This is a genomic window from Sphingomonas sp., assembly GCF_036388215.1.
Classification (GTDB): Bacteria; Pseudomonadota; Alphaproteobacteria; order Sphingomonadales; family Sphingomonadaceae; genus Sphingomonas.
In genome coordinates, this window is sequence record NZ_DASVSH010000016.1 from 149,014 (window position 1) to 169,108 (window position 20,095).

Consider the following 20,095-nt stretch of genomic DNA (forward strand, 5'->3'; position numbering starts at 1 on the left):
CAGTGACGGAGCAGGCGAGCGATAGTCAAGGGCTAGTGCCGAAGCTACGGTTTCCGGAGTTTCGCGGCCGCGGTGCTTGGCTTGCTAAGCCCCTTGGTCAGCTCTGCACCCCGATTTCTGAGAAGGCCGGCAATGCGAAGTTGACGCCGGTCAGCATCACAGCAGGAAAGGGCTTTGTGTCTCAAGCCTCCAAATTCGGGCGAGACATCTCCGGTGACCAGTATCGAAACTATACATATCTGAGGAAGGGCGATTTTGCCTACAATAAGGGAAACTCGACGGCTTTCCCGCAAGGGTATGTATGCCAGCTAACCGAGTTTGATGAGGCAGCGGCCTCAAGCGCATTCCTGTGTTTTCGACTTAACGATGAGTATCAACCACGCTTCCTCCAAGCGCTCTTTGATCAAAATGTCCACGGGCGACAGTTGGCAAGCTTCATTACAAGCGGAGCGCGCAGTAACGGCCTACTGAATATCCGGTCGGACGACTTTTACGCGGTTAAAATGCCCTGTCCGCCGGAAAATGCCGAGCAGCGGAAAATAGCTGATTGCCTGTCGTCACTCGACACGCTGATCGCCGCCGAGACGGAAAAGCTAACGGCGCTGCGGGATCACAAAAAGGGTCTGATGCATCAGCTCTTCCCCGCCGAAGGCGAAACCACTCCCCGCCTCCGCTTCCCCGAATTTCAGGATGCAGGGGAATGGGTAATAAGCAGTCTGGAAACGCTCGTATCTCTCCAGTCCGGCAGCACACCCGATAAGTCTAACCCACTGTTCTGGAATGGGTCGATCCCTTGGGCATCAGCCAAGGATATGAAGCAGCTTTTCTTAGATGACACTCAAGATCACATCTCGCTCGCGGCCGTCAATGTTGGTGCTCGATTGGTCCCAGCGGACAGTCTTTTGATACTGACTCGGGGGATGACCCTGCTCAAAGATGTACCAATCTGCGTGCTACGCCGAGAGATGGCCTGCAACCAAGATGTCAAAGCGCTGGTGCCAAGAACCGGCGTAAATGGACTTTTTTTGGCATTCGCGTTGCTCGCTAGCAAACGACGCTTGTTGGAGATGGTGGTCATTGCCGGGCATGGCACCGGAAAGCTCAATACCGACGAGCTTGAGGCGATTGAGCTGGCTTTGCCGCGCGCTGCTGAGCAGCAACGAATTGTCGACCTGCTGACTTGGCTAGACAAATTACTGGCATCGCAATCGGCGAGAGTTAAGCACTTAAAATCTCATAAAAATGGCTTGATGGAGCAACTTTTCCCGTCGGTTGCTGGGGCGGTTGCATGAGGCCTGCCGCCGCCTATGCCGACCTGCCGACCTTTGCAGCGCATTTGCGCAATCTCTTTGATCCTGAGCAGGGCAACAAGAAATACGTGTTGCTCTATGCTTATAATGGCACCGGCAAAACGCGCCTATCAATGGCCTTCAAGGATATTGGCAAGCAGGGCGACGCCCGCGATACGCTCTATTTCAACGCCTTCACCGAAGACCTGTTTTCGTGGGACAATGATCTCGATGGCGATGCCGACCGAAAGCTGAAACTGAACAAGGCGTCGCGGTTCTTCGATGGTTTGGCTTCGCTCGAACTCGACAACCGCATTCGCCCGCTGCTGCAACGCTATGCCGATTTCGATTTCGTAATCGATGCCCGCGAAGACAGCGGTGACTGGAATGTCCGCTTTTCGCGCGTCCTGACCATGACAGCCGAGGATGGCGGCACGCACACCGAGACCCTGGACAACATCAAGGTGTCGCGCGGCGAAGAGAATATTTTCATATGGTGCTTCTTCCTCGCCATCGTGGAACTCGCGATTGACGGGGCAGAGGCCTATCAATGGGTCCGCTACGTTTATGTCGATGACCCGATCTCATCGCTGGACGAGCACAACGCCATCGCCGTCGCCAACCATCTGGCAAAACTTCTGAAACGTGAGGACAACGGCCTTCAGACTGTCGTTTCGTCACATCACACACTTTTCTTCAACGTGCTGTGGAACGAGTTTGGCCGGAATAACAAAAAAGTCGAACGCCTGTTTCTGGCCAAGAATGACAACGCCTATCTTGTCCGTGAAACCGGCGATACGCCCTTTTTTCATCACGTCGCACTGCTCGCCGAGCTGCAAAAGGCGGCGGATAGCGGCAACCTCTACACCTATCATTTCAACATGCTGCGCGCCGTTCTGGAAAAGACCGCTAGTTTTCACGGCTTCCCCGGCTTCTCTTCCTGCATCGAAAAGGACAGGGACGACCCAGACGGCATTCTGCACACGCGGCTCATCAACGTAATGAGCCACGGCAATTATTCGCTGTTTGAGCCAACCGAGATGGTGCCCGAAAACAAGGAATATTTCCGGCGTATCCTGAACGATTTCAGGGTGCGCTTTCCCTTCAATCCCGAACTCTTCGCAGAAGAATTACAGCAGGCGAACGCCCAATGACCGATCAGGAACACAAGAAACTGGGTGATACCCTGTGGAGGATCGCCGACCAGCTTCGCGGCGCCATGAACGCGGACGATTTCCGCGATTATATGCTGGCCTTCCTGTTTCTGCGCTATCTGTCGGACAATTATGAGGCGGCGGCGGCGAAGGAGTTAGGGCCGGATTACCCAGCCCTGAAAGAGGAAGACAAACGCGCCCCGCTGACCGATTGGTATGCAGCCAATGCCGAGGATGCGGAGGATTTTGAGCGGCTGATGCGCCGCCGGGTCCATTATGTCATCCGCCCGGAGCATTTGTGGACCAGCATTGTCGAACTGGCGCGGGTGCAGAACGGCGAACTGCTCAACACCCTGCAATCGGGCATGAAGTATATCGAGGATCAGTCCTTCGAGAGCACGTTCAACGGGCTGTTTTCCGAAATCAATCTGTCATCGGAAAAGCTGGGCAAGACCTACATGGACCGCAACGCCGCGCTCTGCAAAATCATCACCGAGATTGCGACCGGGCTGAAATCCTTCTCCACCGACAGTGACACGCTGGGCGATGCCTATGAATATCTGATCGGGCAGTTTGCTGCCGGATCGGGCAAGAAGGCTGGGGAATTTTACACACCGCAGTTCGTGTCCGACATCCTTTCCGAAATCGTGGCGCTGGACGGGCAGGAACCCGCGACGGGCAAGCGTGCCCACATCGATAGTCTGCTCGATTTTGCCTGCGGCTCAGGATCGCTGCTGCTCAACGTCCGCAACCGGATGGGCGTGCACGGCATCGGCAAGATTTACGGTCAGGAAAAGAACATCACGACTTACAACCTCGCGCGCATGAATATGCTGCTGCACGGGGTGAAGGATACCGAGTTCGAGATTTTCCACGGCGATACGCTGACCAATGATTGGGAGATGTTGCGCGAGACGAACCCGGCAAAAATGCCGCGCTTTGACGCCGTGGTCGCCAATCCGCCATTTAGCTATCGGTGGACGCCAACGGACGCGCTGTCCGACGATGTGCGGTTCAAGAACTACGGGCTTGCGCCCAAGTCAGCCGCCGATTTCGCGTTCCTGCTCCACGGTTTCCACTTTCTCAAGCAGGATGGCGTCATGGCCATCATCCTGCCGCATGGCGTACTGTTCCGGGGCGGCTCGGAAGCGCGCATTCGCACCAAGCTGCTCAAGGATGGCCATATCGATACGGTTATCGGCCTGCCTGCCAACTTGTTCTACTCGACCGGCATTCCCGTGTGCATCCTAGTGCTCAAGCGGTGCAAGAAACCTGACGATGTGCTGTTCATCAATGCGGCGGAGCATTTTGACCGGGGTAAGCGGCAAAACCGCCTTTCGGAAGACCATATTGGCAAGATCGTATCGACCTATCAGCACCGGACCGAGGAGCCGCGCTATTCCCGCCGTGTGCCAATGGCCGAGATTAAGGAAAATGACTTCAACCTGAACATCTCGCGCTATGTCAGCACAGCGACAGCAGAGGAAGAAATCGATCTTGCGGCCGTCCACGCGAAACTGACTGCGCTGGACGACAAGATTGCCGTCGCCACTAAGGAGCACAATGTCTTCCTGGGCGAGCTCGGATTACCCCCTTTGCCATGACCAGTTTGTCAGCTCGTTAAGCCTGCGTGATTTGCAACCATAAACCTGGCACCAGACAATCCTCGTCCGGCGCAAAACTTGCCCTGTCAGCGCTATCCCTGTGGAGCTCTACAAGGGTGAAATGAGGCGTAGCATTTCCGAGGGTGCGCAGAAGATTTTCCTGCCCTACACGAGCCCTTGCAGGGGCAGGGAGCTATGATGCGAGGATCAGCTTTCGGCGACCCGAGTGGCCTTCTGGAAGCGCGTCAGGATCGACAATTGTGAGCGGCTTCCAATCCGCCGCGCCCGGTTCATTCTGATTGAGCCGCCCCCGCTCGCGCAGATAGCGACGCGTCTGTTCGATCGTGCCGTGCTTATAATGGACGTTGAGCATCTTCACGCTGGTGCCCATCATTTCGGCGACATGATCCCCAGTCAGGCCCTCTGCAAGTGCGAACGTCGCAAACGTGTGACGGAGCCCGTACGGGGAATGAGCCACGCCATCAGCGCGGACCGCAAAATTGCACCGCTCCATCAGCTGGTTGAATAGCTTACCGAGATCGCACTGCGAACATCCATCCAAAAGCACAAATACCGGCTCATCCTGGTTGAATGTCTGATTGTGCGTTTTCGCGAATGAAGTCCGCCGCGCGAGCATTTCGCTAAGTCGAGTTGCGGCAAGCTCGTTCAGGGGGACGTCGCGCCTGCCGGTCTTGGTCGTCTCCGCTATGTGGAGCAGATTTGTATCGAGGCGAATATCACCCCAGGAAAGCTGGGCAGCTTCGTGGGGAAAGCGAATACCCGTATACCGACCCACCCAAATCCAGTCCGAAAGCAGCTGGCGACGCCACCGAACTTCGTCCGTTTCTGCTTCGGCAGTCCATTCATCCGCAGCCGCCGCCAGTTTGTCAAAATCATCGCCTAGAAAGGCCGGGCGTGGATTTGCTTTCGATGCTTCGGTCGGAACTGTTGGCACAGGTTTTGTCCCGAAGTACCCCTTCTTCCCAGCATATCCGAGGATTTGTCGCAGGGTCGGGCTTTCGCGATTGAGTGTATTTGCGCTCGGAACGCCGAAGTGAGCAGCTTGCTTTGCCGCGCTTCTAACTGTCGCAGGCACAGCCACCTGCTCAACAGCAACAGTCTTCCAGAAGTTTAGCCGCCAAATTTTGTAATCGGCTATCATCTCGTCATTGATTGTTGCGACATCCGTGACCGACCGTTGTCCGTCGAAATATGGAATAAGGAATTTGCGGATTACCGCGGCTTTGTAGTCCGCATCCGTGCTCTGCGTGGCGAGCCACTCACTGGCAATCTTAGCAAAGCCCACATGGTGTTTCGTTGATCCGATTGCCGCTAGCCAATCGGCCTGCGGGTCTGCCTGCCACACTTGATAAGCCGCAAATGCGAGCCGTCGCGCGGTCTTCAAGTCTGTCGTCCCGAGACTGCGCCGAACCCACTTTGACCCGAGCCTATGGAGGTACCATGTCCCCCGCTGTTGGTCGGTGCGTTGCGCAATTTGCAGATCGTCGTTTAGGACAATGACATTGGAATAGGCCGGCGAATTAATCCCGCCGCTGGCGTTGGGCATTGCAGAGGTCCGCTAAAGAAAAAGCTATGGTTTATCCGTAACTTCTCGCTTCGAACGCCGTCAATTTATCATTATATGCTACGATTTATGTGCAAAGATATGTGCAAAGCTGCTGAGCAATAAACCGCAGAAATCTGCGGTTTTCCAGAAGCGCTAGGAAGGGGAGATTGTAAGCAAGAGCCTATTGCGGGCCAACCGAGAGCGCTACAGCTTATCGATAAGTGATTGATTTAATACGATTTATTCTGATTTGGCGGCTGGTGGAGCTGAGGGGAATCGAACCCCTGACCTCTGCAGTGCGATTGCAGCGCTCTCCCATCTGAGCTACAGCCCCGCCGCTGTGACCGGGAAGCCCGGACGGCGCTCCACTAGCTTCCCCCAAAGCGCGATGCAACTGCATCGTACCGCCATTCGCGCTGCGCTGCGCTCTCAATCCGCCAGGAATGCGTTCAGCGCCGCGCGAAAGGCCTCGGGCTGGTCGAGCATGATGAAGTGCCCGCTGTCGCCGATCCCCTTCACATTCAGCTTGGGCGCGCCCGCATATTCGCCGCGGTAGAAACCGAGCACCGCCGCTTCACCGCGCGCCGCTGTCCACGGCGCCAGCACGGTCACCGGCGCCGCGATCCCGCCGAGCTGCCCGCGCAGATCGATCATCATGTCCTCATATAGGGCCTGGCCGGACACCCGCATGTCGGTCTTGGCCATCCAGCCCGCGATCTTCGCGCGCGATTCCGGCTTGATTGCATTGTTGCTGGCGATCCCCTTCAGCACCGCGTCGGGAACCGGCTTGCCGTGAAGCCCTGCCATCTGCGCGCGCATCGCCTCGGCCTGGGGCTTGATGCTTTCTGGAGTCGAGCCCGGAAAGAAGGCGGAGCCCACGAACGGCAGCGCATCGACGATAAGCGCCCTGCCGACATCCCCCGGATGCGCCCTGGCGAGCATCAGCGTGGCCAGCCCGCCCATCGAGTGGCCGACCACCGCCGCACCCTGAAGCTTGCCGCTGACAATGTAGGAATGAAGGTCGGCAACGATCCCGTCGAGCACGCCGGGCCGCAGATTGGCGCCCGGATCGTCTCCCCCGAAACCATTGACCTGCACCAGATATACGCGGTGGGTCTTGGCCAGCGCCGCCGCCGTTTCGTGCCAAACGTCGCGCGGGCTCGACAAGCCAGGTATCAGAATTACCGGCGACCCCTTTCCCGTGGTCTCTATCGAGATGTGGTGCGCCCGCGTCGCGAACGGATTTGGACGGTAGTCAGCCGCGGTCTGCGCGAAAGCGGTGCTCGCGCTGAGCGCGGCCGCGGCGAGCGTGAAGAGGAATTTGCGGATCATTTGGAATTTCCCTTGGCCGGATTGGTGAAGATGTCCTCGATCGCCATTTCGAACAGGTCGGCGATGCGAAAGGCGAGCGGCAGCGACGGATCGTAGCGCCCGGTCTCGATCGCATTGACGCTCTGGCGCGAGACTTCGAGTCGCTCGGCCAGGTCCTGCTGGCTCCAGGCGCGTTCGGCGCGCAGCACGCGGAGGCGATTATTCATTGCCCGCTGCCTGCCATCCGGTCGCGCAGGCTCATCGCGCATTGAACCAGGCCGAATGCGCCGCACCAGATCGGGAAGGCCAGGAAAGTAGGGAAATGCGTTACATCAGCGCCTTCCTCCAGAAAGCCCCAGACCGATGTAATGGCGAGGGTGATGCCGATCCCGCCCATCATCGCGGTCACCAGCCGGTTGCGGATGAACTCGTCGCGCTCTTCGGCAAGGTACAGCCCCATCACCGCAAGCACCGCCAGAATGGGCAGCGACGGCAAGGCCGCCAGGGCATAAAGCGCCGCGCCCTCCGGCTGGTAAACCCGTATCGCCCAGCTACAAGCAAACAGCACGATCACATAAGCGAGCATTGCCGGAACGAACCGCACGATATAGCGGCGCTGGGCCGGATTCTTGGTATTCATGTCAAGCTCCCTTTAGAATCGGTAAAGGAAGCTTTACGGCACGAGGCACGTTATGTCAATCTTCCTTTCCATTACGGAAAGCAAAGTTGATATAGTGTCGGTTTTCGTGCGTCCCCGCATCTGCTGGAGTTCGACCTCATCCCGCGCTCACATCGGCTGACGGGATGGTTTCGCGATGCGTAGTATCGCAATCGCCGCGCGCAAGTCAGCGCCTGTCCGACGCCCCCTTAGGGCTCGCGTCTTCCAACTTCCATCCGTGGAAGTCCTTGACCATAGGCCTGCCGCACCCGCAACATTCCGAATGCAGGATGTTGCCGTCGTGCCATGCTTTGTCGCGGCTGCGCAGGTGCTTTCCGCGCGCGCAATTGATCAACTGGAATAGTTCCATCGTGATTCCACCCCCCGGGGAATAACGGATTTAATGTGTGGCCTGCTGAACGATCTGTCCAGACAATAATGTTGCGTTGCAACAAAAGCTTACGTGAGGCTCGCCGATCAGTGCTCCAGGCGTTTTGTTATCTCGGCGGCGAGTCCGCTCAGCGTGTCGTCGCGAGCGCCCATCACTACGATGCGGTCGCCCGGGCGCGCCTCGGCCACCAGATACGCCGACGCGGCTGCGCGTTCGGGGATGTGCACCGCCCGCCGGCCCGCCGCGGCGACATCCGCGACGATGTCCGCGCTCGTCACTTCGCGGCTCGTCGTGCCGCCATGATAGACGGGATCCGGCATCACCAGCAGGTCGTCCGCCGCGAGCTTGGCCGCGAACATCGCCGCCAGCTCCGCGCGCATCACCTTGAGCGGACCATAGCCGTGCGGCTGGAACAGCAGCAGCAACCGCCCGGGAAAAGCGCGTAGCGTGTCGATCGTCGCGGCGATTTTGTCGGGATTATGCCCGAAATCGTCGATCACGGCCACGCCGCCCGCCTCGCCGACCAGCTCGAAACGCCGCTTGAGCCCCGCAAAGCCATGGATCGCACGCACTGCCTCGCCCAGCGACACGCCCGCCGCCATCGCCGCGCCCACCGCGGCCAGCGCATTCGCCACATTATGCCGCCCGGGCACGCCCAGCCGAACGCGGTGTGTCTGGCCCGCGAATTCGAGGTCGAAGCCGATCGCATAAGCCTCAGGCGCCAGGTTGCGCGCCACCAGATCGGCCGCTCCCTCTACTGCGAAGGTGATGCACCGCACCCGATCCAGCCCCATCGCGAGCGCCGCGCTCTCCGCATCCCCGACATTGACCACGATGGTCGCCGCCTTGGCCGCGAATGCGCCGAACAAGTCGCGCAGTTCTGCCAGGCTCTTGTGATCCAGGCTCACATTGTTGAGCACCGCCACCTTGGGCCAATAAAGCGCGATCGAACCGTCGCTCTCGTCCACTTCGCTGACGAACGCCTCTCCCGCACCCACCAGCGCGCTGGCAAAGGGCGCGTCCGGCGAGGCGAAATTCTTCATCACCGCCCCGTTCATAACAGTCGGATCGCGCCCGCAGGCATGCAGGATCCAGCCGATCATCCCGGTCACCGTGGATTTGCCGCTGGTGCCCGCCACTCCGATCGAAAGCGGCGCCGCATTGAACAGGCCGGCGAGCAATTCGGCGCGCGTCATGCGCTCGCATCCCGCTGCTTCCGCCGCCACCATGTCCGCCACAATGGCTTCGATCGCCGCTGATGCGACGACGGTCTGCCCGCCCGAAACTCCGCTCCCGTCCTGGGGAAACAGCGAAACCCCACGCTTCGCCAGATCGTCGAACTTCGCCGGCAGCCTGCCCGAATCGAGGCTGCGGTCCGATCCCGAAACCCGCGCGCCCTGCCCCGCCAGGATCATCGCCAGCGGCATCATTCCCGATCCGCCGATGCCGACGAAGAAGTAAGGTTTGCGATGTTCCATTCCGCCGCGCTATCGCCAGTTTGAAGCGAAGGGGCAAGATTCATGCGCATCGGAGTCGTCGCACCGGCAAGGACGGTCAGCAAGGAAGGCTCGGCGCGCATGGCCGCGTTCATGGCGCTCACTTATCCGCAGCACGACATCGTTTTCCACCCGCAATGCTATCTCACCGAAGGGCATTTCGCCGGACCCGATGCGGTCCGCGCGGCGGCCTTCCTCGAATTCGCCAACGATCCCGGGATCGACGCGATCTGGTTCGCACGCGGCGGCTATGGATCGAACCGCATTCTGGAAATGGTGATGCCCCACCTCAATTCCGCGGCGAAGACCAAGACCTATATGGGCTTCTCGGACATGGGGTTCCTGCTCGGCGCGCTTTATGCCCGGCGGATCGGCTTTCCGGCGCATGCCTCGATGGCGAGCAGCATGGGCAAGAACGATAGCGGCGAAGCGCCCGGATGGGCGCTTTCCTGGCTGATCGACAAGGACAAGAAGGCGCTGGAGCCCACCCTGCTGAACGGCAAGCCCGCCGCCGCCTTCAATCTCTCGATCCTCACTGCGATGACGGGCACGCCCTGGCTGCCCGATCTCACCGATCACGTCCTGATGATCGAGGAAGTCGGCGAGCCGATGTACCGGCTCGACCGCATGCTCTTCACCATGGCGCACGCCACGCAGCTGAAGGGCATCGCCGGCGTGCGCCTGGGCGCGGTCAGCGACGTAGTCGAGAACGACGTGCCTTTCGGCGAGACACCCGAACAGATGATGGTCCGCTGGTGCGCCGAAATGGGAGTGCCGTATCTGGGGCGGTGCGAGATCGGGCACGTGGCGCTGAATAGGGTGGTGCCGTTCGGAGTCAGCGTGCGGGGGTGAGGGGATCGAGAAAATCGGGTCGCTAACCCGGCGCTAATTCAAGCCAGTCTTTTAGCCTAATCGCCAAACGGGGCGGATCGCGAAGCTCGCATTCCCATACGGTCAGTATGCCCCACCCATCGGTAGTCAAACGTCCTCTCACCGTCTCATCACGAAGCCGATTGCGCGCGATCTTAGCCATCCAATAGTCGGCGTTCTCCTTGGGCGTACGCGCGCCGCGCTTGCAGTCATGTCCATGCCAGAAGCAGCCGTGCACGAAGATAGCCTTTCGCCGTCCGATAAAGGCAATATCGGGATTACCGGGCAAATCCTTACGGTGCAGGCGGTAGCGATAGCCGAGCTTGGTCAGCACCTGTCGAACCTTGCGCTCGGGCGTCGTATCGCAAGATCGCACGCGCGCCATCGTCTCGGAGCGAGTTAGCGGGCGCGCCCTACTCTTCTTCGCCGCCTGCGCTCTCTGGTTCATCTTTACTACGTTTCTCGACACTTGCCGCCCCGCCAAGGCCTTCATATCGTTTCCGCGCGAGCATCTCCAAGCGCTGCGCCTGTGTAAGCAGGGCGCGGCGCAGCCCGCCGGTTTTCAGCTCGCGTTCGGAAATCACTTGCGCCAGGCGCGCTATAGTCATCGCCCTGCGCGCAACCCGCGTATCAGGATGGCTGCGGGCCGCCAGCAATTCCGGCGAAACCAACTCCCCTGTTTCTGGCTGAAACCATTCGGCGAATCCGCCCGGGGGTGGATCCTTCTCGTTCAGGATTGCATTGCGACTGCTGTCCTCGATAGCCTGCTCGAACACCGTGCGCTCCAGCGCATTGAGATGCGCAACTGCCGCCTCGATTTCTTCCAGCGGCGAGCGGTTGGGTCCTGAAGCCTTGAGCAGTTGATACTCTCGAAGCGGCCACGCCTTGATCGTACGCACCTCGAAGGGGTCGAGCACAGACATTGCGACCGCGTCGGTTCGCTGGTTGGTGAGATGCCGCCTCACTCGGGTTCCGATACTTTCCCGAGTTTGCCCTACATAGATGGGTTCCCCGTCATAGTCGAAGAAAGCATATACGCCCCATTTTACGGCACCCAGGCGACGCGGTTCCGGGTCCATATTCGACGGAGCCAAGGATCGCTCCAGAAACGTCTTCAATCCCCGACGGAGTTCGATTGTCTCAGGCGGCGGGGTTCGCGCGCCAAACTCGTTTTTAGGCACTATGCAGCCACCCTGGCCATGCCGCCCGCAAGCACCGGTTCTAGCAACCACTCGGCGAGATGCCGAACGACAGGCACGGCCACGCCGTCGCCGGTCAGATGATATGCGTCGGTATATCGGGCTGGCAGGCGATAATCCTCCGCCAGGCCCATTAGTCGCGCGGTCTCGCGCGCCGAAACGAGGCGCGATCGGACGACGCCACCATCCACCATTAGGATCGTCTGGCGGCTCGAGCCGCCCGCCGGAGTGCGAAGACAGCCGGCAACGTCGAACCGCACCTCCGCGCGTTGTACCTTCCGCCCGTCTTCGATCCGTGTGCGCTTATACACAGCGCCCACGGCGCGCACGCCGCTGGCCGCCATGATGTCGACTTTCGTCCGGTTCACCGGACTCATCATCGCAAGGAGCTTCGCCGTCTCGGACACATCATCCCAAGCTTGGCGGTCTTCGAGCACATCAATGAGTTGCTCGTTCCGCTTGGCCGGAGCGGGTGGCGCGAACCAAAGCCAGTTTCGCCGCAGGCGCTCAGGCAACGCGGCCTGAGCCCGTCTCAACCGCTCAGGATGCCACATATCCACGGCGTAAGGGCTTTGCACACGCCCGGGGATTGGCTCATCAATGTCGATCGCGACTACGAACAAGCGCGGGCGCGATTGCGGCACGAAAAGTTGCGCATCGATAACCAACGCCCCGATCCAGTAGCCGGCGCCCCCCACCGCCTCACAAAGGGCAGCGAAATCCGCGCCGCCATGCGAGGTGAGAAGGCCGCACACGTTTTCGAGAACGATTGTCCGGGGTTTACGACCTTGAGCTCGAGCCGACTCGATCAACTTCCAGAACGGCCAGAACGTCCCTGAACGGGAACCCTTCAATCCCGCGCCCGCACCAGCCAGCGATAGGTCCTGACAAGGGAAAGAGGCCCAAACGAGATCCGCCCGACCAGGCAGCTGATTCGCCTTCACGCGCCCAACGTTGCCGACGTGAAGCCCCTCTTTCCCCCAATTATCCGCATAGGCAGCCGCCTTCTTCGGATCGAAGTCATTGGCGAACAGGCACTCCCAGCTCGCGCCTAAGCCCGCCCGCGCCATTCCGCCGCCTGCAAAGAACTCGTAAAATCCATATCGCTCAGCCATTTCACGCACCATGCCGATTAGTCCCAGCCGCGCAAGGCTGAGCTTGCCGACGCGGGAGCGCTTCCCATATCGCTAACTTGCCTCACCGCGGCTTGCGTATCAAGAACAAATCTGGAACAAACCGAACCCATGGCCCTCACTCACATCACCGTTCGCGGCGCGCGCGAGCATAACCTCAAGAACGTCGATATCGACATTCCGCGCGACACGCTGACGGTGATCACGGGGCTGTCGGGCAGCGGCAAGTCGAGCCTCGCGTTCGATACGATCTATGCGGAGGGTCAGCGCCGCTATGTCGAGTCGCTCAGCGCCTATGCCCGCCAGTTCCTCGAGCTGATGCAGAAGCCCGATGTCGATCATATCGAGGGCCTGAGCCCCGCGATTTCGATCGAGCAGAAGACAACCAGCCGCAATCCGCGCTCCACGGTCGCGACGGTCACCGAGATCTACGATTACATGCGGCTCCTATGGGCCCGCGTCGGCGTGCCCTACAGTCCCGCCACCGGCCTCCCCATCGCCGCGCAGACCGTCAGCCAGATGGTCGATCGCGTCCTGGCGCTCCCCCAGGGCACCCGCCTGCTCCTCCTCGCCCCCGTCGTCCGCGGCCGCAAGGGCGAGTATCGCAAGGAATTGCAGGAGTGGCAGAAAGCCGGCTTCCAGCGCGTCCGCATAAATGGCGAGACGTACTTGATCGAGGACGCCCCCGCGCTCGACAAGAAATACAAGCACGACATCGAAGTCGTGGTCGATCGCCTCGTCGTCGGCGGCGACATCGCCACGCGGCTGGCCGAAAGCTTCGAAACCGCGCTCAAGCTCGCCGAGGGGCTGGCCTTTGTGGACTTGGTGGATACGACGGTAAGTTCCCTCTCCCCTTCAGGGGAGAGGGCAAGCGAGCGCAGCGAAGCGAGGGAGAGGGGCAGTGCGGTGCACGAGGCGCCCCAGCAGTTCCACCCCGACACTGCCCCTCTCCCCGACCCTCTCCCCGCAAGCGGGGAGAGGGAGAGTGGCATGAAAAACACCGGCCTGCCGCCAAACCGCATCGTCTTCTCCGAAAAGTTCGCCTGCCCCGTCTCGGGCTTCACCATCGCCGAGATCGAGCCGCGCCTGTTCAGCTTCAACGCCCCCCAGGGCGCCTGCCCCGCCTGTGACGGCCTCGGCGAAAAGCTCGTGTTCGACGAGGATCTCGTCGTCCCCAATCACGAGCTTACCATCAAGAAGGGCGCGATCGTGCCCTGGGCCAAGTCCAACCCGCCCAGCCCCTATTACATGCAGGTGCTGGGCTCCCTCGCCCGCGAATTCGGCTTCGGCCTCGAAACGCCGTGGCGCGATTTGCCCGAAGAGGTCCATTACACCATCCTCCACGGCACCCGCGGCCGTCCCGTCACGCTAACCTTCGTCGACGGCCGCAAATCCTATGACGTCCGCAAGCCCTTCGAAGGCGTGATCGGCAACCTCAACCGCCGCATGCTCCAGACCGAATCCGCCTGGATGCGCGAGGAGCTGAGCAAGTACCAGGCGAGCCACCCCTGCGAGACCTGCCACGGCGCCCGCCTCAAGCCCGAGGCGCTGGCGGTCAAGATCGCGGGCGAGAGCATCAGCCACGCCACGCACCTTTCGGTGGTCGACGCCCTCGCCTGGTTCAAGAAGCTCCCCGCCACGCTCACCGATCAGCAGCGCGAGATCGCCCGCGCGATCCTCAAGGAGATCGACGAGCGCCTCGGCTTCCTCAACAATGTCGGCCTCGATTACTTGAACCTCGATCGCACCAGCGGCACGCTATCCGGCGGCGAATCGCAGCGCATCCGCCTCGCCAGCCAGATCGGCTCCGGCCTCTCGGGCGTGCTCTATGTCCTCGACGAGCCCAGCATCGGCCTTCACCAGCGCGACAACGAGATGCTGCTCAAAACGCTCCGCCGCCTCCGCGATCTCGGCAACACCGTGATCGTCGTCGAGCATGACGAGGACGCGATCCGCACCGCCGATTACGTCATCGATATGGGCCCCGGCGCGGGCGCGCATGGCGGGGAGATCGTCGCGCATGGCAGCTTCGATCAGGTCCTCGCCTGCGAAACCAGCATCACCGCCGATTATCTCTCCGGCCGCCGCATGGTCCCGCTCCCCGACAAGCGCCGCAAGGGCACCGGCAAGAAGCTGACCGTGCACAACGCCACCGCCAACAACTTGACCGGCGTCACCGCGTCGCTCCCCCTCGGCACCTTCACTTGCATCACCGGCGTCTCGGGCTCGGGCAAGTCGAGCTTCACCATCGACACGCTCTACGCCGCCGCCGCGCGCACCTTGAACGGCGCCCGCATCCTCGCCGGCAAGCATGACCGGATCACCGGCCTCGAGCATCTCGACAAGGTGATCGACATCGATCAGTCCCCCATTGGCCGCACCCCGCGCAGCAACCCCGCCACCTATACCGGCGCCTTCACTCAGATCCGCGACTGGTTCGCCGGCCTCCCCGAAAGCCAGGCGCGCGGCTACAAGCCCGGCCGCTTCAGCTTCAACGTAAAGGGCGGCCGCTGCGAGGCCTGCACCGGCGACGGCCTGCTCAAGATCGAGATGCACTTCCTCCCCGACGTCTACGTGACGTGCGACGTCTGCCACGGCCAGCGCTACAATCGCGAGACGCTCGAAGTGAAGTTCAAGGGCCGCAGCATCGCCGACGTGCTCGACATGACCGTCGAGGACGCCCACGAATTCTTCAAGGCCGTGCCGCCCATCCGCGAGAAGATGGCGATGCTGGCCGAAGTCGGCCTGGACTATGTCAAGGTCGGCCAACAGGCGACCACGCTCTCGGGCGGCGAAGCCCAGCGCGTGAAGCTGGCCAAGGAGCTGGCGAGGCGCGCCACCGGCCAGACGCTGTATATCCTCGACGAGCCTACCACCGGCTTGCACTTCGAGGACGTCCGCAAGCTCCTGGAAGTGCTCCACGCACTGGTCGAGCAGGGCAACACCGTGGTGGTGATCGAGCACAACCTCGACGTCATCAAGACCGCGGATTGGGTACTGGACCTGGGCCCGGAGGGCGGCGTGAAGGGCGGCGAGGTTGTGGCGGAGGGCACGCCCGAGGTTGTGGCGAAAGAGCCGCGGAGCTTCACCGGGCGCTATCTGGCGCCGTTGCTGGAGCGGCGGAAGGTGCGGGAGACGGTGGCGGCGGAGTGAGTTATATCACGCAAGCGTATGGTTTTGAGTCTGGGGAGGCGGGATGGCCGGAGAATTCTTCAAGGTAGATTCTGATCGCGGCAAAATTGCTGTGTTCGGTGACTTGAGACTTGCATCGTTGCCGTCACTGACGTCGGCATTGCATCAGGCCATTAACGTTGCGCGATACAAGGGTATAACCCTCGATTTCTCGTCGCTCACCACGATGACTAATTCGGTGGTCGCCCCACTGGCTGCAAATCTTCGACGTCTCACCCGGGATGAGGCAATCGATTTTACTTTGTTGGAGCCCCGAGATGGTCAGCTTAGGACAAGGCTGATTAGCCTCGGGCTGGCCCATTACATTGATTACAGAAGATATCCGAACCCTCGAATGAACTCCTCTGACGCGTCCGTTATTCAGTTTCTGAATCACGACGAGAGAGTTATCGCGGTTGATAAGGTGATCAACAGCCTTCTGCGTACTGCCAAATTAGACCGAAAGAATCTCGCAGCCGTCGATTGGGCGGTTAACGAAATAACAGATAATGTTATTACGCATTCTAACTCAAAAACCGGTGGTTTTCTAATATGCAGCAAGGTTCATCGCACAAATATAATCGAGTTCACGGTCGCGGACACCGGGATTGGAGTGGCGCGATCCTTAGGTATAGCGGATGAACAGGAAGCGGTTCAGAAGGCAATCGAAGAGGGAGTAACGCGGAATAAATCAACCAACCAGGGCAACGGCCTGTTTGGTACTTATCGATTAGCTCTCGGTTCTTCCGGAATATTCGCTTTAAAATCTCGGCACGGATCTCTCCATGTCACCAAAGGAGGGGAAATGCATGTCCGGAAGGAGATGATCCCTTTCACCGGCACGTTGGTTGTTTGTCAAATTGACTGCGAGAACCCTGAGCTAATCGAACGCGCCTTTCGCTTCTCAGGTAAAGCTCATACCCCTGCATTTGACTATATTGAAAGAAAGCATGAGCAAGAGGAAGAGGCGATAATTTCTGCGCATGAAATATGCAAAACTTTCGGCAGCCGCCAATCGGGCATGGAAGCGCGACGCTATATAATGAATGTTTTACAAGCTACCGAAAAAGGTACCTTGAAAATCGACTTTTCTGGAATTTATGTTGTATCCAGCAGCTTCGCCGACGAGGTTTTTGGCAAGCTGTTTGTTGAGCTAGGACCAATGCGATTCATTAACAGCGTCAAAATAATCAACGCAGACTCTACAGTATTAGGCCTCATCGATCGCGCTATCACTTTGAGAACTCAGACCGGTTTATGAATTTGTCTAGTATAACGGTGCCAGCTTAGTAAATGCACGAAACGCGCCCCGGCCGCTTCCCCGGCGCGACCTTGACGCCCCCTCCCACACCCCGCATGTTATTCCCATGAGCACCCGCGTCGTCATCGATCCGGAAGTTTGCGGCGGCCGGCCGATCGTCGCGGGCACCCGCATGCGCGTCAGCGACGTGCTCGATGCGCTGGCTTCCTCGGTCAGCATTGAGGAACTGCTCGCCGACTTCCCCTACATCACCCGCGAGGACATCAACGCCTGCCTCGCTTATGGTGCGCGCGCCGTCGATCACACGGTGGTGCAAGCCGCCTGATGCGGCTGTTGATCGATGCCCAGCTTCCTCCCGCGCTATACGTATGGTTTGAGGAACGTGGCATCGAAGCATCACACGTCCGTGGTGTGCTGGGCGGGCAAGCGCCAGATCGCGAAATTGCGGACTATGCCGAAAGCCACGCGTTGGTGCTTGTCACCAAGGACGACGACTTTCTGCTCCGCTTCCCGCCGTCCCGGTCAAAACTGATCTGGTTGCGTTGCGGCAACATTAGCAATGCGGCTTGCGCCTGTGGCTCGAACCGCGTTGGTCGGCGATTGAAGCGCGGCTGCTGGAGGGTGATCGCGTTATCGAGGTGCGGTGACGCTCAACGCCCGCCGCGGCAAAGCCGCGTCGTCGGTCGGCGCTCGCAGCGCCGCCGGCCGGGCGCGCCCGTGCTTTGCACGGCGCTGGATCTAGCCTCCGCTAAATCCTAGCGTTCGCGCGCCATGCCCCATCTCCCCACTTCCCCCGCCCATCTCGGCCTCGGCGCCACCGCCACCGTCGAGCCCGCCTTCACCGGAATGGAATGGTACGCTGCCTATGCCGCCCGCCACGCCGCCGACGGGATCGAAGGCCGCCTCGTCTCGCAATATGATTTCGCCGAGAGCTGGACGATGTGGGAAGTCCATCCCCACGGCGCCGAGCTGGTGATCTGCACCGCGGGCACGCTTACCCTCCACCAGGAACATGCCGACGGCACCACCGAGAGCGTCACCCTCGCCCCCGGCGATTACGCGATCAACCCGCCCGGCACCTGGCACACCGCCGACGTTCCCGCGGGCGTCAGATGCACTGCGATTTTCATCACCCCCGGCGAAGGCACCGATCACCGCCCGCGCTGAGGCAACCGCGTCCTTGACGCCTCCCGTCACAGTCCGCATGTTATTGCCATGAGCACCCGCGTCGTAATCGATCCGGAAGTCTGCGGCGGCCGCCCGATTGTCGCCGGCACCCGCATGCGCGTGAGCGATGTGCTGGATGCACTGGCCTCATCGGTAAGCGTCGAGGAACTGCTCGCCGACTTTCCTTACATCACTCGCGAAGACATCAACGCCTGCCTCGCTTATGGCGCGCGCGCCGTCGATCACACGGTGGTACAAGCCGCCTGATGCGGCTGTTGATCGATGCCCAGCTTCCGCCCGCATTGTGCGGATGGTTTGAGGAACGCGGCATCGAAGCATCGCACGTCCGTGATGTGCTGGGCGGGCAAGCGCCAGATCGCGACATCGCGGACTATGTCGAAAGCCACGAGTTGGTGCTTGTCACCAAGGACGACGACTTCCTGTTCCGCTTCCCGCCATCTCAGTCGCAACTGATCTGGCTGCGTTGTGGCAACATCAGCAATCGCGGTTTGCGCTTGTGGCTCGAACCGCGTTGGTCGGCGATTGCGGCAAGGCTGGTCGAGGGTGATCTCGTTATCGAGGTGCGATGACGCTGGTGGCCCGCCGCGGCAAAGCCGCGTCGTCGGACGGCGCTCGCAGCGCCGCCGGCCGGGCTTGCCCGTGCCGTCGCACGGCGCTGGATTTAGCAGTGGCTAAATCCTAGCGTTCGCGCGCCATGCCCCATCTCCCCACTTCCCCCGCCCATCTCGGCCTCGGCGCCACCGCCACCGTCGAGCCCGCCTTCACCGACGAGAGCTGGTACGCCGCCTACGCCACCCGCCACGCCGCCGATGGCGTGGAAGGCCGCCTCGTCTCGCAATATGACTTCGCCGAGAGCTGGACGATGTGGGAAGTCCATCCCCACGGCGCCGAGATGGTGATCTGCACCGCGGGCGCGCTCACCCTCCATCAGGAACATGCCGGCGGCACCACCGAGAGCTTCCCCCTCGCCCCCGGCGATTACGCGATCAATCCGTCCAGCACCTGGCACACCGCCGATATACCTCCCGGCGTCACCGCCACCGCGATCTTCATCACCGGCCAAGGCACCGATCACCGCCCGCGCTGAGATCGAGCGCACACGGTTTTGATATGGCGTGACTGCGGCGTCAGTTTACTAATTACGCCAATCTGCCACCCCGCACGTGCGCGCTCGCCCGCCGCCAGAATCCCGCCGCCTCTCCCAGGCATCAGCAACTGAGCGCATCCGCCGGCGCGGCCCGTTCATTCATCCCACCCTGGCGAACTAACCCCTGGGGTAACGCAGCCTCGGGTCGCTATAGAATCGGGTCATGGAATTCACGTCGCCCGAAAAAGTCGGGTTGGGAAAGGCGCCATGCTGGCAGCCGGCGACCTGGTTGCAGGCATTGATATGCACATGATCCCTGACCACCGAGCCGATCGGCTGGCCTGCGCCGATCGGGCCCAGCGGCGGTTTGGCCTTGAGATGCAGATAGCCGGATATGCTGCCGTCATTGTTCTTCACGACTGCGTAATAGCCGTCGTCGGCGCCCAGAAACCCGGAAACTTCGATCCTGCCGCTCTTCATCGCGAAGACCGGATCGCCCTTGTTGCCGATATATCTTGTCCCGTATGCCGCTGGGCCGGGTTCCGGCTCCAGGGCACATTGAATGGCTGCGTCGTAACGCCCTGCACCACCGGAAAGCCCAGCCATTTCGGGTTGACCACCTGCGACGCGCCGATGGCGCCGCTGAAAAGCAATAGTGGAAGCACTAGAAGTTTCACGGCTTTCTCCCTTGATGCCCGTCGCCCTGCCCCTCTCAG

Annotated in this window: 21 protein-coding genes and 1 tRNA gene; 12 read left to right on the forward strand and 10 right to left on the reverse strand. The window is 60.6% G+C overall.

Annotation, left to right across the window (positions count from 1 at the left end; all coding sequences use genetic code 11):
• Positions 1–2: 2 nt before the first annotated feature.
• From VF617_RS07405 to VF617_RS07415, 3 genes are read left to right on the forward strand one after another with little or no spacing between them, the layout of a single operon-like run.
• Entirely contained in the window at positions 3–1,292 is a 1,290-nt protein-coding gene (locus VF617_RS07405) for a restriction endonuclease subunit S (RefSeq protein ID WP_331014229.1), read from the forward strand.
• Positions 1,289–2,443 (forward strand): AAA family ATPase, encoded by a 1,155-nt coding sequence (locus tag VF617_RS07410; protein WP_331014230.1) that lies wholly within the window; start codon positions 1,289–1,291, stop codon positions 2,441–2,443. Before VF617_RS07405 ends, VF617_RS07410 begins: the two co-directional genes overlap by 4 nt.
• Positions 2,440–4,047, forward strand: coding sequence for a type I restriction-modification system subunit M (locus VF617_RS07415; RefSeq protein ID WP_331014231.1), 1,608 nt, complete (start codon positions 2,440–2,442; stop codon positions 4,045–4,047). Before VF617_RS07410 ends, VF617_RS07415 begins: the two co-directional genes overlap by 4 nt.
• 193 nt (positions 4,048–4,240) lie before the next feature.
• On the opposite strand, the gene VF617_RS07420 is transcribed toward VF617_RS07415, so the two are convergent.
• From VF617_RS07420 to VF617_RS07445, 6 genes are all read right to left on the reverse strand, one after another.
• On the reverse strand, positions 4,241–5,452 hold the full coding sequence (locus VF617_RS07420) for a tyrosine-type recombinase/integrase (RefSeq protein ID WP_331014232.1): 1,212 nt from the start codon (positions 5,450–5,452) through the stop codon (positions 4,241–4,243).
• 420 nt (positions 5,453–5,872) lie between these two features.
• Positions 5,873–5,948, reverse strand: a tRNA-Ala gene (locus tag VF617_RS07425).
• A gap of 95 nt (positions 5,949–6,043) precedes the next feature.
• Positions 6,044–6,946: an alpha/beta hydrolase gene (locus VF617_RS07430; RefSeq protein WP_331014233.1), complete on the reverse strand. Its 903-nt coding sequence runs from the start codon at positions 6,944–6,946 to the stop codon at positions 6,044–6,046.
• On the reverse strand, positions 6,943–7,152 hold the full coding sequence (locus VF617_RS07435) for a helix-turn-helix transcriptional regulator (RefSeq protein ID WP_331014234.1): 210 nt from the start codon (positions 7,150–7,152) through the stop codon (positions 6,943–6,945). Before VF617_RS07435 ends, VF617_RS07430 begins: the two co-directional genes overlap by 4 nt.
• On the reverse strand, positions 7,149–7,565 hold the full coding sequence (locus VF617_RS07440; protein WP_331014235.1) for a hypothetical protein: 417 nt from the start codon (positions 7,563–7,565) through the stop codon (positions 7,149–7,151). The genes VF617_RS07435 and VF617_RS07440 overlap by 4 nt, the downstream gene beginning before the upstream one ends.
• Before the next feature lie 495 nt (positions 7,566–8,060).
• Positions 8,061–9,452, reverse strand: coding sequence for a glutamate ligase domain-containing protein (locus VF617_RS07445; protein WP_331014236.1), 1,392 nt, complete (start codon positions 9,450–9,452; stop codon positions 8,061–8,063).
• Between the two features lie 42 nt (positions 9,453–9,494).
• Between VF617_RS07445 and VF617_RS07450 the strand changes: the two genes are divergently transcribed.
• Complete coding sequence (locus VF617_RS07450; RefSeq protein WP_331014237.1) at positions 9,495–10,322, forward strand: LD-carboxypeptidase; 828 nt, start codon at positions 9,495–9,497, stop codon at positions 10,320–10,322.
• Between the two features lie 22 nt (positions 10,323–10,344).
• Here the strand turns inward: VF617_RS07450 and VF617_RS07455 are convergent, their stop codons facing one another.
• The 3 genes from VF617_RS07455 to VF617_RS07465 form a co-directional block, all read right to left on the reverse strand.
• Complete coding sequence (locus tag VF617_RS07455; RefSeq protein WP_331014238.1) at positions 10,345–10,833, reverse strand: very short patch repair endonuclease; 489 nt, start codon at positions 10,831–10,833, stop codon at positions 10,345–10,347.
• Positions 10,754–11,419: a GIY-YIG nuclease family protein gene (locus VF617_RS07460; protein ID WP_331014239.1), complete on the reverse strand. Its 666-nt coding sequence runs from the start codon at positions 11,417–11,419 to the stop codon at positions 10,754–10,756. The genes VF617_RS07455 and VF617_RS07460 overlap by 80 nt, the downstream gene beginning before the upstream one ends.
• A gap of 101 nt (positions 11,420–11,520) precedes the next feature.
• Positions 11,521–12,666: a DNA cytosine methyltransferase gene (locus VF617_RS07465; protein ID WP_331014240.1), complete on the reverse strand. Its 1,146-nt coding sequence runs from the start codon at positions 12,664–12,666 to the stop codon at positions 11,521–11,523.
• Positions 12,667–12,783: 117 nt separating this feature from the next.
• Here VF617_RS07465 and uvrA point away from each other — a divergent pair, with 117 nt between their 5' ends.
• From uvrA to VF617_RS07505, 8 genes are all read left to right on the forward strand, one after another.
• On the forward strand, positions 12,784–15,825 hold the full coding sequence (uvrA, locus tag VF617_RS07470) for an excinuclease ABC subunit UvrA (RefSeq protein ID WP_331014241.1): 3,042 nt from the start codon (positions 12,784–12,786) through the stop codon (positions 15,823–15,825).
• Between the two features lie 43 nt (positions 15,826–15,868).
• The gene (locus VF617_RS07475) at positions 15,869–17,104 is read left to right on the forward strand and encodes an STAS-like domain-containing protein (RefSeq protein ID WP_331014242.1); all 1,236 of its coding nucleotides are present in this window, start codon (positions 15,869–15,871) and stop codon (positions 17,102–17,104) included.
• A gap of 106 nt (positions 17,105–17,210) precedes the next feature.
• Positions 17,211–17,429, forward strand: a complete 219-nt coding sequence (locus tag VF617_RS07480; protein WP_331014243.1) for a DUF433 domain-containing protein — start codon at positions 17,211–17,213, stop codon at positions 17,427–17,429.
• Entirely contained in the window at positions 17,429–17,863 is a 435-nt protein-coding gene (locus tag VF617_RS07485; protein WP_331014244.1) for a DUF5615 family PIN-like protein, read from the forward strand. The genes VF617_RS07480 and VF617_RS07485 overlap by 1 nt, the downstream gene beginning before the upstream one ends.
• 12 nt (positions 17,864–17,875) lie before the next feature.
• Positions 17,876–18,271 (forward strand): cupin domain-containing protein, encoded by a 396-nt coding sequence (locus VF617_RS07490; protein ID WP_331014245.1) that lies wholly within the window; start codon positions 17,876–17,878, stop codon positions 18,269–18,271.
• Positions 18,272–18,319: 48 nt separating this feature from the next.
• Positions 18,320–18,538, forward strand: coding sequence for a DUF433 domain-containing protein (locus tag VF617_RS07495; RefSeq protein WP_331014246.1), 219 nt, complete (start codon positions 18,320–18,322; stop codon positions 18,536–18,538).
• Entirely contained in the window at positions 18,538–18,861 is a 324-nt protein-coding gene (locus VF617_RS07500; protein ID WP_331014247.1) for a DUF5615 family PIN-like protein, read from the forward strand. Before VF617_RS07495 ends, VF617_RS07500 begins: the two co-directional genes overlap by 1 nt.
• A 125-nt stretch (positions 18,862–18,986) precedes the next feature.
• On the forward strand, positions 18,987–19,379 hold the full coding sequence (locus VF617_RS07505; protein ID WP_331014248.1) for a cupin: 393 nt from the start codon (positions 18,987–18,989) through the stop codon (positions 19,377–19,379).
• Positions 19,380–19,556: 177 nt separating this feature from the next.
• Here VF617_RS07505 and VF617_RS07510 read toward each other — a convergent pair whose 3' ends face one another.
• Positions 19,557–19,985, reverse strand: a complete 429-nt coding sequence (locus VF617_RS07510; RefSeq protein WP_331014249.1) for a peptidoglycan DD-metalloendopeptidase family protein — start codon at positions 19,983–19,985, stop codon at positions 19,557–19,559.
• Positions 19,986–20,095 lie beyond the last annotated feature (110 nt).